The sequence below is a fragment of the Psychrobacter okhotskensis genome, from assembly GCF_013248965.1.
Classification (GTDB): domain Bacteria; phylum Pseudomonadota; class Gammaproteobacteria; order Pseudomonadales; family Moraxellaceae; genus Psychrobacter; species Psychrobacter okhotskensis.
Genome location: NZ_JABRVQ010000007.1, coordinates 48,787 through 63,969 on the forward strand (window position 1 = coordinate 48,787; position 15,183 = coordinate 63,969).

General features: G+C 43.5%; 13 protein-coding genes. 10 read left to right on the plus strand and 3 right to left on the minus strand.

The genetic code is table 11. The features are described from left to right. Position 1 precedes the first annotated feature (1 nt). Entirely contained in the window at positions 2 to 598 is a 597-nt protein-coding gene (gene ybeY / locus HQR03_RS05160; protein ID WP_173239401.1) for an rRNA maturation RNase YbeY, read from the minus strand. Between the two features lie 144 nt (positions 599 to 742). Continuing rightward, a complete protein-coding gene (locus tag HQR03_RS05165; RefSeq protein WP_101211534.1) occupies positions 743 to 1,831 on the minus strand; it encodes a PhoH family protein in 1,089 nt (362 codons plus the stop codon). Between the two features lie 670 nt (positions 1,832 to 2,501). Between HQR03_RS05165 and HQR03_RS05170 the strand changes: the two genes are divergently transcribed. The 8 genes from HQR03_RS05170 to HQR03_RS05205 all read left to right on the plus strand — a co-directional run bounded on the left by HQR03_RS05170 (position 2,502) and on the right by HQR03_RS05205 (position 9,943). After that, positions 2,502 to 3,812: an FAD-dependent monooxygenase gene (locus tag HQR03_RS05170; protein ID WP_418889564.1), complete on the plus strand. Its 1,311-nt coding sequence runs from the start codon at positions 2,502 to 2,504 to the stop codon at positions 3,810 to 3,812. A gap of 79 nt (positions 3,813 to 3,891) precedes the next feature. Continuing rightward, the gene (locus HQR03_RS05175) at positions 3,892 to 5,169 is read left to right on the plus strand and encodes an FAD-dependent monooxygenase (protein WP_173239402.1); all 1,278 of its coding nucleotides are present in this window, start codon (positions 3,892 to 3,894) and stop codon (positions 5,167 to 5,169) included. A 38-nt stretch (positions 5,170 to 5,207) separates the two neighbouring features. Next, a complete protein-coding gene (locus HQR03_RS05180; RefSeq protein ID WP_173239403.1) occupies positions 5,208 to 5,906 on the plus strand; it encodes an OmpA family protein in 699 nt (232 codons plus the stop codon). A gap of 17 nt (positions 5,907 to 5,923) precedes the next feature. Beyond that, positions 5,924 to 6,580, plus strand: coding sequence for an OmpA family protein (locus HQR03_RS05185; protein WP_217271543.1), 657 nt, complete (start codon positions 5,924 to 5,926; stop codon positions 6,578 to 6,580). 12 nt (positions 6,581 to 6,592) lie between these two features. Then, on the plus strand, positions 6,593 to 7,252 hold the full coding sequence (locus HQR03_RS05190; RefSeq protein WP_173239404.1) for an OmpA family protein: 660 nt from the start codon (positions 6,593 to 6,595) through the stop codon (positions 7,250 to 7,252). A gap of 58 nt (positions 7,253 to 7,310) precedes the next feature. Next, the gene (locus tag HQR03_RS05195) at positions 7,311 to 8,504 is read left to right on the plus strand and encodes a hypothetical protein (RefSeq protein WP_173239405.1); all 1,194 of its coding nucleotides are present in this window, start codon (positions 7,311 to 7,313) and stop codon (positions 8,502 to 8,504) included. A gap of 84 nt (positions 8,505 to 8,588) precedes the next feature. Next, on the plus strand, positions 8,589 to 9,173 hold the full coding sequence (locus HQR03_RS05200) for an OmpA family protein (protein ID WP_173239406.1): 585 nt from the start codon (positions 8,589 to 8,591) through the stop codon (positions 9,171 to 9,173). A 77-nt stretch (positions 9,174 to 9,250) separates the two neighbouring features. After that, positions 9,251 to 9,943 (plus strand): OmpA family protein, encoded by a 693-nt coding sequence (locus HQR03_RS05205; RefSeq protein WP_173239407.1) that lies wholly within the window; start codon positions 9,251 to 9,253, stop codon positions 9,941 to 9,943. 24 nt (positions 9,944 to 9,967) lie between these two features. Here HQR03_RS05205 and HQR03_RS05210 read toward each other — a convergent pair whose 3' ends face one another. Beyond that, complete coding sequence (locus HQR03_RS05210; protein WP_173239408.1) at positions 9,968 to 10,876, minus strand: LysO family transporter; 909 nt, start codon at positions 10,874 to 10,876, stop codon at positions 9,968 to 9,970. 267 nt (positions 10,877 to 11,143) lie between these two features. On the opposite strand from HQR03_RS05210, the gene HQR03_RS05215 reads away from it, so the two are divergent. Both HQR03_RS05215 and HQR03_RS05220 read left to right on the plus strand, forming a co-directional pair. Further along, positions 11,144 to 13,939: an alpha/beta fold hydrolase gene (locus HQR03_RS05215; RefSeq protein ID WP_173239409.1), complete on the plus strand. Its 2,796-nt coding sequence runs from the start codon at positions 11,144 to 11,146 to the stop codon at positions 13,937 to 13,939. A gap of 14 nt (positions 13,940 to 13,953) precedes the next feature. Continuing rightward, the gene (locus HQR03_RS05220; RefSeq protein ID WP_173239410.1) at positions 13,954 to 15,177 is read left to right on the plus strand and encodes a patatin-like phospholipase family protein; all 1,224 of its coding nucleotides are present in this window, start codon (positions 13,954 to 13,956) and stop codon (positions 15,175 to 15,177) included. Positions 15,178 to 15,183: the final 6 nt, after the last annotated feature.

Below are 15,183 nucleotides of genomic sequence, written 5' to 3' on the forward strand. Positions count from 1 at the left end.
ATTAAATATAAGGATTTGGTAGGTTTAAACCTGCCAAAATCTCAATCTCAAAACTTTCCATCTCATCTTGCTCGGTCTGTCCGAGCTCATGATCAAACCCTAATAAGTGCAGCATACCGTGTATCAATAGGTGACTAATATGCTGCGCGACGGTTTTGTTTTGCTCGGCGGCCTCACGTACCATGACTTCATGACAAATAATTAGCTCACCCAGCGGCAGCGTTGGCATCAGCTCAATAATGTTGGCTGGCATCTCACTGGGGTAGGACAGAATATTGGTCGCATAATCTTTGCCACGCGCTTCCAGATTTAACTCGCGTCCCTCCGCCTCATCCGTAATATATATATCGAGTGCTTTTGGCTTCTGTTGCCATTGCTCATGACTGATATCTGCAAAATAAGGCAGCGTCATGCCAGTGTTAATACGTTTATCGATATAATTTAAAGTCGCCATTATGACTGGCAACAGACTATCTTCACTATAAAAGCGCTCAATCAAATCATCATTAATACTGTCAATAGCGCTGACATTGAGCTCAGCACTGGTAAGATTGTTTGCATCTGTTTCATTCATATTATTATCATTAGATTGGTTCATTCTTCTATCCTATTAACAAATAGCACGGCTTAATAAAAAACCGAACTACTGTCTTTAGTAATCCGGTTTTGATTAGTTTGAAGCTAAACGTTTTAAAGCTAAACGTTTCATGATAGCTACAATTCAACAGCTATAGCTTTTCACCTATAGCTTAGCCGCCGCGTTACTTATCGCTTGTCTGCGCTCTTGCTCAGCTAAGCGTTCTTGTTTGCGTTTTTCTTCTAGTATCAACTGCTCATTATCAAACACATCATAAGCTTCAACGATTTGTTGCACCAACTGATGGCGGACCACGTCTTTTGAATCAAACTTAGTGATATGAATCTCTTCGATACCGCTTAGGATTTCGAGCGCCTGCGTCAGTCCTGATTTGGTACCGCGAGGCAAATCGACCTGAGTAATGTCACCCGTGATGACTGCACGTGAGCCAAAGCCTAAGCGTGTCAAAAACATTTTCATTTGCTCAGGCGTGGTGTTCTGCGCTTCATCCAAAATGACAAACGAATTGTTCAAAGTACGACCACGCATATAGGCCAGCGGGGCAACTTCAATGATTTGCTTCTCAATCATTTTGCCGACTTTTTCAAAGCCAAGCATCTCGTACAACGCATCGTATAAAGGGCGTAAGTAGGGATCGATTTTTTGTGACAAGTCACCGGGTAAAAAGCCTAACTTTTCGCCTGCTTCTACCGCAGGGCGCACTAATAAAATACGCTCAATCTCATTACGCTCTATCATATCGACGGCACAAGCGACTGCCAAATAAGTCTTACCGGTACCGGCAGGCCCAATCCCGAACGACACATCAGACGATAAAATATCTCTCACATAACGCTGCTGATTGCCACCGCGCGGAATGATTTTACCATTACGAGTACGCAAGCTGATCGGGGTAAACTCACTAGCAGTAGCTAAGTCGTCCTTATTCTCCTCAGCAGCTGCTTGCTCATCTTCCTCATTGTCTTGATCGCGCGAGATGCTTGACTGGATAATGAGGTGCAGCTCTTCTGCGCTAATATCTTTTGAATTTTGAGCTTCATCGACCATTTTATAAATGATACGTTCGCCGCGCTCAACGCCAGTGATATCGCCACTCAAACAAAAATCACCTTGGCGTTGGCTAATTTTGATATCGAGGCGTTCTTGGATATATTTCATGTGGTTATTGTATTCACCAAGCACGGTTTTTAGCTGTGCTGGAGTCAATGATTCGAACTTTATACGGCGGCTCATGGAGTCAGTCAATCGATTATCCTTATATTGGTAGCCCGATGCTATTGCTATTTATTGATAGAAGCAGGGGCATAATAGATAAAATAGTCAGTAATGCTTTATTGCTTTTAGAGAGTAGCGACAACAATGACGGTAAAATTATTGTGGGGTTTGTGGATGATAATAAGTGAATGGCCTGCCTTCATTATGGTAGATAGATTTTAAAATTCAAGCAATAGATGGCGTGAAAGGCCTTGTTTTTGTATGACGATTGCAACCGCTGCGCCAAGATTTTACAAGCGCTGATGCTTAAACTATATAACTTTGTGTCTCAAGCACACTATCACTGCTGTTTTAGATATTTCAATAGTTTTTGTACACGCTGTCTATACCGTCGAGAGCACAGAATAGTAGACAATTTGTGGTAATCTATCAGCCATATCATCACAATTTAATTAGTTATAGTGGTGCAAAATAATATCAGCCATACCGTCGCGTTTTTAGGATATTTTGACTATATCTAAATAGCTAACTTAACAGATAAATTCACGTCTTAATAGAACGATGACGTTTTCACATAGAACAATATAACGTCTACGATAATAACGTTCTTGAAGGTTCATCAATAACTCGTTTTTGCTAATGATGGATAGCTAGCCAGCATGCTAAAGAGATCACATAAGGAATAATAATGACACAACATAAAGATTCGAATTTATCGAATGCTACAAACCAGTCTAAAAATACAAAGGCAATGACTGAGCAGCAAGTCCTTATCGCCGGCGGTGGTCATGTAGGCTTGTCTTTTGCGCTGTTACTCGCACATCATGGTATTGGTAGCACCTTGCTTGAGAAGATGAGCTATCCAACCATTAGTCCCAGTGATGATGCTAAGCGCAGCCATTATTTGGATAGCCGTAATACTGCTTTATCGCGGCGTACGGTACAGATCTATCAAGAGATTGGCCTTTGGGACGAGCTGCAAAGTCACGCTTGCCGTATTGATGCGGTGCAAATTAGCGAGCAGGGCAGCTTTGGGCGCGCGCAATTAAACAAAGCGGAAGAGCGGGTCGAGTCATTCGGCCAAGTAATGGAAAATGCGTGGCTCGGACGCAAGCTGTTATTAGCTGCGCAACAAGAACCGCTGATCACTTTGATTGATAATGCCAATGTCACGGCAGTTGCGCAGCAAGACGATATGGTGACGCTGAGCTTTAGCCGTCATGGTGAAAAGGACGATGAGCAGCAATTGCAGGGCAGCGTGTTGGTCGCTTGTGATGGTCGTGACTCTACCGTACGTCAGCTATTGAATATCGGCACGACAACTTATGATTATCAGCAAACTGCTATCGTCGGCGTGGTAGAGACTGACAAGCCACATGAGCATGTGGCGATTGAGCGTTTTAGCCCAGCAGGGCCACTGGCGGTATTGCCATTGACCGATCCAGAAGGTGATGGTAATGATGACTATCAAAAAGGCTATAGACGTTCAGTCGTTTGGGTTTGTCCAACGGGTGAGGAAACGCAGTATCTAGAAGATGATGCGCATTTCTTGGCAACCTTGCAGCAGGCTTTTGGCGCGCGCGCTGGCACCTTTATAGCGGCTGGTCGTCGCGGCGCTTATCCTTTAACGCGAGTGCTCGCTGACAAACAAGTCGAGGGTCGCTGCGTGATTATGGGTAATGCCGCTCACACACTACATCCAGTAGCAGGTCAAGGCTTTAACCTGTGTATGCGTGACGCTCATGTACTGGCGCAAATGATGAGTAGGCAAGTGTTAAAGGGCGCAGATATCGGCGATACGCAATTATTAAAACGCTATGAGAAGGCACGTCAAACTGATCAAAAACGCGTCATTCGCTTTTGTGATGCCGTCGTACATGGCTTTACGCATCCAAATCCAGCGGTGAAGCTGGCACGTAACGTGGCTTTGGTTGCCTTTGATAAACTGCCAAATATTAAGCCGCTAATCGCTAACTATGCGATGGGCTTGAAGTCGTAGTTTGTCATAGCACGAGCACGTTATATTAATTGTCTATACCAATGTTCTATACGATGGCACTTAAATGTAGGAATAACTTATGAAAAATAATCATACGCTGATTATCGGTAGCGGTATTGTTGGGGCGACATTGGCGTTAAAACTGGCGCAAGCAAAAATGCCCGTGACGTTGATTGATGCACGTCCTGCGCGTGATGAGTCGGATTGGCAACAGCTGCTTAGTCAACGCGATGCACGGGTCTATGCGCTTAGCCTTGCTAGTATTGAATTGCTTAAAGAAGTTGGCGCTTGGCAAAACATTGAAGCTAGTGGACGTAAAGCGGACTATTCGCAGATGCAAGTGTGGCAGCTTAATGGGCTAGGTGAATTGCTATTTGGTGATAGCGAAAATAATGATAAGGCTAATAATGATAAGCATGTCCCGCAAAGGCTAGGCAGTATGGTCGAGCCGTTGGTCATTGAAAATGCTTTGTGGCAGCGTTTAGAGGATGACGATGTTAGCGCTTATCTTACCGTTATCAGAGGTCAGAAAGTAGTCGCTATGGATTGGCTAGGCGCGCAACTAGGCCATCAAGTCACTTTAGACAATGGCGAAAGTATTGAGGCTAATTTACTAGTGGGCGCTGATGGTCGCGGCTCATTTGTCCGTAAGCAAGCCGCTATCGAACTAGATACTTTAGACTATAAGCAAACGGCGATTTGCTGCGCTATTCAAACTGAAAAACCTCACCAAGCTACTGCGCGTCAAGCGATGCTACCTACCGGTACGCTGGCACTATTACCGTTAGCCGATATTACCGATGAGGATAAAGCCAACCCACAACATTGGCAATCGGTAGTCTGGACGTTGCCGCGCAATCAAGCATTGGCGTTGATAGAGGAGGACGCGCGCGTCATTGCTGATAAATTGGCTGCTGCCAGTAACTATGAGCTAGGTGCTATCAGTCAGATTGAATCAATCGCGAGTTTTCCATTGACTGCGCAACAAGCAAAGAGCTATGTCGCAGATAATTTGGTCTTAATCGGTGATGCGGCACATGGCGTGCATCCGCTGGCAGGTCAAGGGTTGAATCTGGGCATGCTCGATGTGCAGACGTTAAGCGAGCAATTGTCACACGACTTTGCCCGTAGCGGTGGAACCAGTTGGGGCAGCAATCAAACGTTGCGTAGCTACGAGCGTTTGCGCCGTCCGCATAACAGTCTAATGATGCATAGCTTTTCCGCGCTTAACTGGCTATTTGCAGGGTCGCTTGCACAGATGCGTCCTATTCAACAAATCCGCAGCGAAGGTATGTATCGAGTTGGCAAAATTAAGCTATTGATGAGACTGTTTGCTAAGCAGGCGAGCGGGGTTTAGCGTTTTATTGAAGTTATTAACTACACTAAGGATGGCGTATGAAAACTAAGTCATGGATGACGATAGCCGTGGTAATAGCTAGTTTTACTTTAACTTCCTGCCAATCCGTACCCAAAAAAACCATAATCGATGAAAAGGCAGACAACACACCTAAAGTCCTGATAGAGCCACTTGCAGATACAGACAATGATGGCGTGCCCGATGAACTTGATAACTGTCCAAACACTCCTAAAGGGGTAGTGGTAGATGAGTATGGCTGTCCAGTAGCGGTGAGCTTGATCGATTATCTTACGATGGAGCTACGAGTTTTCTTTGAGCAAAATAGTAATGAGTTGCAAACGAAGTACTTACCAGAAGTAGAAAAAGTAACGGAAAAAATGCATAGTGATCCTGAGCTGGTGGTAGTCTTATCTGGTCACATCTCGGAGCCTGAAGCTGCGCAAAAATCAGTAGATATAGACGGAAAAACGAATCAAGTAAAAGCTGATAAACGTCTATTAGGACGTGAGCGGGCACAGGTAATAAAAACTGCTTTGATTAACAGAAATATAGCTGCTGATAAAATTTATACGTTTGATTGCGCTGATAGTATGCCGATTGCACCTAACGATAATGAGGAAGGCGCTTCAATGAACCAGCGTATTTATGGCAAAGCGTTAAAGGCAGATGATTTTTATACGGGCAGTGGTAATGAGCACTCACTCACGTACTATAAAGAATTTTGTCAGCAATTTTAAAGGTAGAAGACATAACCATGCTATTAAGAAGTACGCTTGTTGTTTTAATCAGCGTCTTAACGCTATCCGCATGTCAAACCGCCGATTTGTCTAAGCAAACAAGTCAAACCATCAACATGCCAACGGTTGTCGTTAATTTGGATAGTGACAGTGATGGCGTTCCTGATGAGCTAGATCAGTGTCCAAATACGACAGAAAACGTGGTAATAGACGAAAGAGGCTGTCCTGAGGTTATAAGTCTTATTGGTATGCCTCCAATGATGGAGTATCGTGCTTTTTTTACCAAAGATAGCAGTGAGCTATTGCCACCGTATCATGATGAGCTTGATAGAGTAGCAGCACAGATGAATAACTATGAGACGGCTACTATAAGAATTGAAGCTCATGTCTCAGAGGACGAGGTCAATGAAGCTTCTACCTCAACTTTGCAATCAAACTCACTGGCTAAGAATAGAGCGCTCGTTGTTAAAAATTACCTAATTTTAAATCACAAAATTGAGTCTAGTCGTCTGACTACTCTCGATTGCGGTATTAGAGGTCCTATTGCGCCTTCTGATACCGAGGAGGGCAGATCTATGAATCGTAGAGTTTATAGCTTAGTAAGCGATTCAAAAAACCACAAAGCTGATCATTATCAAAATGACCTAGGCTCAAACAGATGTATCGAGTTTTAAAGGTAAAATACAATGATAATTAAACCAAGAAATACGTTTTTAGTTTTGGTAAGTGCTTCATTATTAACAGGCTGTCAAACCGCCGATCTGTCTAATCAAGCAACTCAAATTATTGATATACCAGTTGTTGAAGCTATTTTAGATAGCGATGGCGACGGATATTCTGATGATATAGACATGTGCCCAGGTACTCCAATGAACATAGTAACAGATGAAAGGGGTTGTCCCTTTAATGGCATGGGGATAGGTCTAAAAATGGAATATCGTGCCTTTTTTGCCAAGGGTAGCAGTGAGCTATCGCCAGAGTATCAGCTTGAGCTTGATAAAGTAGCAGCAAAGCTGCAAGAGTACTATACGGCAACTATGCGTATTGAAGGGCATGCCACCACAAATGAAATATCCGCTACTGATACAGCCCTGCAACCTAATTCTTTAGCAAGGAATAGGGCGCTTATCGTCAAAAACTATCTGATAATGCAGCATCAAATTGATCCTAATCGTTTAAGTGCCTTTGGTTTTGGTGCTGAACAGCCTATTGCATCCTCTGATACTGAAGAAGGTAAGTCTATGAATCGCCGAGTTTATGGGGTAGCTACTGCAGATTTTGATACCGAAGAGGAGATGTCTATGCACCGCCGAGTTACTAGTATAACTATGGAGCCTGAAGATTAATTATTTAATGGTCAATCAGCAGATTTTGATTTAAAACAACTATACCAAGGCAAATCCTATGCTCATCCCGAAGTACTGGGCGCAACACAAACAGCGCTTTGAATCGCTAGAAACGTCTAGTAACCCTTCCAAGCAAGCCACTATGAAACGTTACGGTTGGTCAGATATCAGCCAAATGGAAGCGCTATCCCATGCTAAATCACGAGTAGATGACGCCCATCATCGCTGGCTGGCAGGTGAAGACATTGTGCGTCGTGAACGCAGGGAAGAGTATAACGAAGGCAATAGCATTCCTATTCGTGAGCAAATTGTCTCCAAGCATTCTTTTCCAGAGAATGAATCATCTAATAATAGTGCAGCAGTAACGAAGCTCATCGTCACGCGCAACAGCTATGGCGCACAAGTCGCCAACGTTGATAACATCGCTATTATTGATGTTGATAATGACGATTTATTGCGTCATATCTATCCTGATGATTATACCCATCATGGCTTTATGCCTGCCTTTCTCGTTAATCAAAGTAATCCCACCAGCAAAATTAAAATTTGGTTTTTTGTTATTGCCTTTATACTCATCGCCAGTGTCATCGCTTGGCTAGGATTGTCATGGTTATGGCTGTTAGTCGTTATGTTTGGTGTGACTGCTTATTTGTGGCAACAAGCCAGTGCCAGAGACAAGACCCGCACGCAAAAATATGCCGATGACGCCGCCTCGTTACTGCCTTTTATAACTGATTTGATTCAACAACGCATTATCAGCCATCCACAGGAATCATTTCGCTTGTATGAGACGCCAGCAGGATTTCGCATTATTGCCACACACGATACCATTTCGCCAAGTGATAAATTAGTCGAAGAATGGTTTGAGTATTTCCATGCGGATGCCAATTATGTGCGGCTGAGTCAGGTGCAGCAGTGTTTTCGAGCGCGGTTGACTGCCAAGCCGTGGCGTATGACTGAGGTTGAAAATAATAAGTTGGCTAAAGATATCCCTGCTAAGGACTTTTGGTTTGGCTCTGATAATACCGATGTGGAGAATAGCATTGAGCAACGTCAAGATGAGTTAAAAGCGCGTAAACAGTGGATTGTTGACTATGATCGTTTTGCCCAAGGCTATCGTGCTTGTCATTATGTTGAAAGTATGGCTGGTAAAGAAGTTGCTAATAACAGCAAAGTACAAGCCAGTATTGATGATTTTGTACAATGGCATGACCGTGCTTGTCAGGTGAATAAAGCGCTGCCGATGGCTTAATTCAGATTTTACTTTACTTTTACCTGACAGGTAAATGAGTTTTGGATCATCTCACGGAAGTATTGTTTTCAAGGAAGAATCATAATGAAACGCTATCGTATTTTATTATTAACCACATTTATAACGCTAGCTGGTTGCCAAACGACTGAAATTATACCGCCCAAAACTATACCGCAATATGAAAGCATCAGGACGATGCAAGCGGATATTCTTGATTCAGATGGTGATGGCGTTCCTGATGACATGGACCAATGTCCTGCTACGCCGTGGAATGTAGTCATCGATGAAAGAGGTTGTCCGCATTCCTTACTTTTTGGTGAAAATGAATTTATGATGGAAGCTAGAGCGTATTATGATGAAAATAGCAGTGAGATAAAAAATGAGTATTATGAACAGCTAGATAACGCAGGCAAAAAAATGCAAGATCATTTGGACGCTGTTATGCATATCGAAGGGCACATATCCAAAAGTGAAGACAATAGTGCCAATCAAACACTATCAAGATACCGTGTGGAAGGAATTAAAAATTATATGACCATGACATATAACATTGATCCTGATCGCATCAAGACCGTTTACTATGGGTCAGAACGTCCAATTGCGCCAAATGATATCGAAAGCAGTTGGCTCAACCAGCGTATTTATGCGCTTATTAGCAATGTTGATTAATATATTGAGCGTTTTAAAAAACGTGAAAATGATGACAAATTAAGTGGTAAATTATTCTGGATAAAGAGAGTGTAATAATGACCATGAAAACCCATAGCACGTTGTTGTTACTAGCAGCATCTATAATATCAGCTGGCTGCCAAACGACCGAAATTGTACCGCCCAAAACCATACCGCAATATGAAAATATCAGGACGATGCAGGCGGATAGCGATTTAGATGGCGATGGAGTGTTTGATGATATAGACGAGTGCCCTGAAACGCCACCTAACGTAGTGGTCGATGCTAAAGGCTGTCCAGTAGTGGTTTATACAGGTTCGCTAGAATTGCAGTTGCAAGGATTTTTTGAACCGATAAGCAGTCAAATATCTGACGAATATGATCAAGAATTTGCAATAATTGAAGAAAACCTTCATGAGCAACCAGATGCCAAGATTTTTATTTTTGGTCATGTATCATCAAACGAGCTTGCGATAACGAATAATAAAAATAATTTATCACGTAACCGTGCCATTAATATCAGGAATAGGTTAGTAGAAAAGCATCACATTACCTCTGATCGTATCTCCACTTATGACTGCTTAGATAGATATCCGTTTATAGCTACAGACTTTAGCGAAAGTGATCTTGCAGGTATAGAGTCAAAAGATAGAAGGGTAACTGTCAAAGCAAGTACGCAAGTCAAAGACCTGGCGAATATAGAAAACCCAAATGATTGGAAAAACTATGAACCATATCTAAAGCGCTGCGAGATATTTAAATCTGAATAATAACGTCAAAAAAACGGTTGGTTTTTAAAAAGCCGAAAACACCACCATCAACACAGGCGAGACAATATTAATAATAAAACCAAAGCTAATCGCCAATGGCACGACTTTTAGACCACCAGATTGCTGAATAATGGGTAAGGTAAAGTCCAAGCTCGTCGCACCGCCAAGTCCTACTGCCGCTGACGGATATTTACGCATAAAGACAGGAATAAATATCAGCGCAAAAAACTCACGTACCAAGTCGTTAAATAGCGCGACACTGCCCCAAACCGCGCCATAAGCATCGGTCATGACGATTGCTGATAGCGAATACCAACCAAATCCTGACGCCAATGCCATTCCCTTCGTCCAAGAGACATCGCTAAACATCAGCGCAAAGAATAAACCACCAACCAATACCGAGAGCGTAAAGATAACGCTCATTTCCACCCCGCGTTTATTCAGCAGTACTTCTTTTAAAGTAATACCCGAGCCCTTTAAGCCAATACCGACTAGCAAAATTAATATCATTAACATCACCGTCATCGTATTTTCGGGTGGCATATAATTGGCTGGTAAGAAATAGCCGACAACCATACCAATGACTACACAAACGACTTGAGCGAGGCTACCGCGAATACTAACGCGATGTTCTTTAGATTTGATGCTGGGTTTTTTGGCATGCCATGGGCGCAAATGATCGAATAACATCAAGGCAAATAAGCCCGACCCAATCGTCAATATTGATAATATGGTCACATACAGGGCAATCTCGCCTATCTGACTGCCAAGCCCTTCCACTTGCGACAGCTCAATCCCAATCAGCGCTAAGATAATAAATACCAAATAAGACAAGCCTTTATCAGCAAGCTTGGTCATTTTGGGATTGGAGGGGATGGCAAAGCCAATAAACATTGGCATTAATACCAAAACAAGGGTAACTAGGCTTTGCATGATGATGTGCTCACAGCTTTCGAAGGCATTTTTAGGAAGCTGGAGATTGTATCATATCAAGCTATTAATACTGACATGAGCGACTAAGATTCCTTGTAAAAGCTGACTGTTTAACGACTAAATATTGGGCGTTAAAGTAAGCAACTGAATCACGAAGCCGTAAGTTAGGGTTTTATTCATGATAATTTGACTACTAACAACGTTTACGTATTTACCTAACCAACTTTTGTTGCTACATTAAAGAACTGAATATATTTGGTTCGCCTTATGTCGCTCTATCAGCTCAAGTCTCAATTTCAAGATCAATTGCGTCCCATTAGCGATGCATTGGTTGAGCAAAAGGTTACCGCTAACCAAGTGACCGTATCAGCCATCTTATTGAGCCTTGGTACGGCGTATGTCATTGCTAAACCTGCGCAAAATCAGCCTAGACTCTGGTTGCTGTTGCCATCATCTCTCTTTGTACGCATGGCGCTCAATGCGATCGATGGCATGATGGCACGCGAGCATGGGCAAGCGTCAAGGATTGGCGCAGTGCTTAATGAAGTGGGCGATATCGTGGCTGATACGGCGCTTATCGCAAGTCTTGCCCCGCATGTTGCGAATGATAATGCGCAAGCGTCGACAGTCAATTTACCAAACCGTATATCAATCCATCAGCCACATATTGTCGGTCTAATCGTGCTTAGTATTGGCACTGAATTGCTAGCGATAATTAGTAATAAAAGCTTAAATGTTCGGGCGAATCAAGGGCCGTTAGGCAAAAGTGATCGTGCTTTTGTGCTCGGTGTGCTTGGCACTGTTATGGCAATTAAAGCACCGATCGCGCTATCTCATATGAGAGTAGGACAATTATTTATAGTGACAGAAGCGCTGCTACTTAAAACCTGCCTTAATCGACTGCGTTATATGGCAGAATTATATCTGATGCGTAAACCACCTGTGCTACGCTCAAACCGTTTAGACAGTCTTGAGTCAATACCAGAATCATCGTATCAATCTATTTCGTCTATCGATTGCCAAGCGATTATTGATCAACCTGATACGCTATCTCCCAATACCTTTTCATCAAATTTTCCTTTATTAAATGCCCATCTATCAAACTCTGCTGCTAAAACGTCCCTTTTGGAGTCCAAGACAATGCCTGCTATTGCTAAAAATTCCCAGTCTCCCAATGCCAAAGCTGCTCCAAAACAGGTTGGCGCTGACATTAATTTATCGTCTTCTAAATTGATAAGCGGTGAAAGTTGCTATAACGCTTATGATGGTACGGCGATCTATTACCGCTATTGGCTAACGATGCCTTTAGAGGCTATCAAACAAACCAGTCAGCAACACACACAACAGCGCCAAGTCATTCTGTTACATCGTGGTCACGAGCATTCGGGACGCTTAGCAGAACTTGGGGAACAGTTTGCTAGGGCAGGCTATCAAGTATTTGCTTGGGATGCGCGTGGTAATGGGCGCTCAGGTGGTATCAAGGATCATGCCGAAAGCGTCACCGAGCTGGAGCGCGATTTAGACGGTTTTGTGCAACTGGTTATCGGGCAAACGGGCATTGCTATTGAGGATACATTAATCGTCGCCAGCAGTATCGGCGCGGTACTCGCCGCAGCATGGGTACATGATTACGCCCCCAATATTCGCGGGATGATATTGGGTACGCCAGCGTTGAGTATTCGCTTGTACATGCCATTTGCCATACCATCGCTAAAGGTAGCTCGCGCGCTTGGACTGATGTCACGCGTGAGCAGCTACGTCAAGGCGCAAGTCTTAACGCATGATAAAGACGCACAGCAAGCTTATAATGCCGATCCGCTGATATCGAATAGCATCTCGACCGACTTGCTCATCGATACGCATGCAACGGGTCAACGCTTGCTCGATGATGCGGGTGCTATCACCGTGCCAACCTTTATATTATGTGCGGGTAAGGATTACGTGGTCGATAAACAGGCAGAGCGCGATTTTTATGAGGCCATCAATACCACTGATAAACGCTGGCAATTATATCCAGATAGCTACCATGCGATCTTTCATGAGACCAATAAGGCAGACGTCTTCGCGGATTGTATCGATTTCGCTGAGCAGGTATTCAGTACCGATGTTAAAGCGCCTGATTTAAGCGCGGCTCATCTTAATAGTGCCAGTAAAGATAAAGTTGACCGCTTAGCGATTAAACCCTTTAACCCAAGCTTTGCCATTACCCGATTCGCCATGCAAAAATTTGGTCATGTTAGCGACGCGATTGCCACAGGACTTGAGCATGGATTTGATTCTGGTCATTCGCTTGATCACGTTTATTATAATCAGCCGAGCGGTCAGAATAAATTTGGTCAGGCGGTCGATAAATTTTACTTAAGCAATATTGGCTGGCAAGGGATTCGTATCCGCCGCGAGCATATATTAGAGCTGGCACGTGAAGCTTTAGCAGATATTAAGTCTGGCAAGCAAAACCAAGCTAATCACAACAGCACTGAGTCATTCCAGCCGAAACTACTCGATATCGCTAGTGGGCATGGCTTTTATGCCTTTGACTTATTGACAGAGTTTGAAAGCTTATATGCTGAGCTACGCGATTATGAGCAGCATAATATCCAAGCCTTACAGAAAAAGGCGGAACAGTTAGAGATTGCTGATCGTGTCCTTACTTGTCAAAAAGATGCGTTTGACCCTGCCAGTTATTCTAATATGCAGAAGGGAAGTAACAATGCTAAAGGTCTTGATGATAAAAAATTCGATATCGCTATTGCTTCTGGGGTTTTTGAATTATTTTCTGATAATACGCTCCCTGCCACTGCATTGGCGGGTATTTATGACCGTTTAAAATCGGGTGGTTATTTACTTTATACCAATCAGCCGTGGCATCCTGAGCAGGAATTTATCAGCAAAACCCTAAACAATCATCGCGGTAGCAGTTGGGTGATGCGTTGTCGCTCACAAGCGGAAATGGATCAATTGGTTGAAAATGCCGGCTTTAAGAAAGTCGCCATGCGTATCGACCGTTTTGGTATCTTTACCGTGTCGCTAGCGATTAAAACAGCACCAAATGCTGCTAAGTGATAGATGGATAATAGATGAGTGATAAAAGTGCCAAGCCCTTGAACAGTAAAAGTGCCAAGCCTTATGAGCGCGTCCAGCTGTTTTCAGGGGGCGGCTCCCGTTTTGGCTATTATTTAGGCAGTTATGCAGCATTGGTTGCCCATGATTTGACGCCAGATATCATCGTCGGCACTTGCGGTGGTAGTCTGTCGGCTTATTTGGTCAATCTAGCGCCTGACCCCAAGGATTTGCAGGAGCTCATGTGCAGTCGTGAATTATATCGAGTCATTACTGCAATCAGACATGTCGCGCCAGATGAAGCCAATAAACGTTCGAAAATACGTTATATGACGCAGGCACTAAAACGCTGGCGCTTGTCACGGCAAGTTTCTAACCGCCAAAAACAGCAGCAAGCAGATAGCTACGAGCGACTATTAGATGAGTTGCAGCAGTTAGCGATGTTTCGGATAGATAACGAGGGACAATGGCTGGATGAGTTATCCCATTTTTCTGCTAGTAATAGTAATGTTAATAAAATAGCACCAGAGATAGCCATTATTGCCAGCCGACTACATAAAAATTCCAGTCAAACATCTAATCAGATGCCTACTGCTAATAGTTCTGTTTACGATGATTTTAAGTTGCAAGAGTTATTATTTGCGCCACCGCGTTTGGCAGCATCAGAGCACTTTGATGAAATACTTGATTCACCTGCGCATACGTTTGCCGATAGGCGTATTCATCAATCAGTAAATGTCGTAAAGCAGTGGGCATTTAATTCAGCGGTTCGTGCTTCTATGGCAGATATGTATTATCTACCACCGACGCCTATAGACGATTTGGGTTGGTGCTTAGGAGGGGTAATTAATCTCACGCCCATTGAGCTGGCGTGTCAGTTAGGACAGACTGTATTTGCAGAGACCAAGGCAGGTTATGATTCATGGCTGGCGGCACCAGCGATTCAGCGCGTTTTTGGTTTTGACCCCAATGAGCGTTTGGCACAAGTGCATGGTTATCAGCCAATGGAAACGTCATCACTTGTGGAGTCAGAAAGAAATAGCCGTCAATTGCATTGGTTACCCTTTGCAGATAATGGCCAACAGTTGGCAGGACAGCATGTACAAAAGCGTTTTAATATCAGGCAAATGACCGTTGAACTCATTCACAGTGATTATGATGGCTTTGTACAGCAAATGCAGGCGCAGTGGCAGTATGGCTATCAGCGTACGGTCAACTATATACAACAGCATGGGCTATGAACTCGC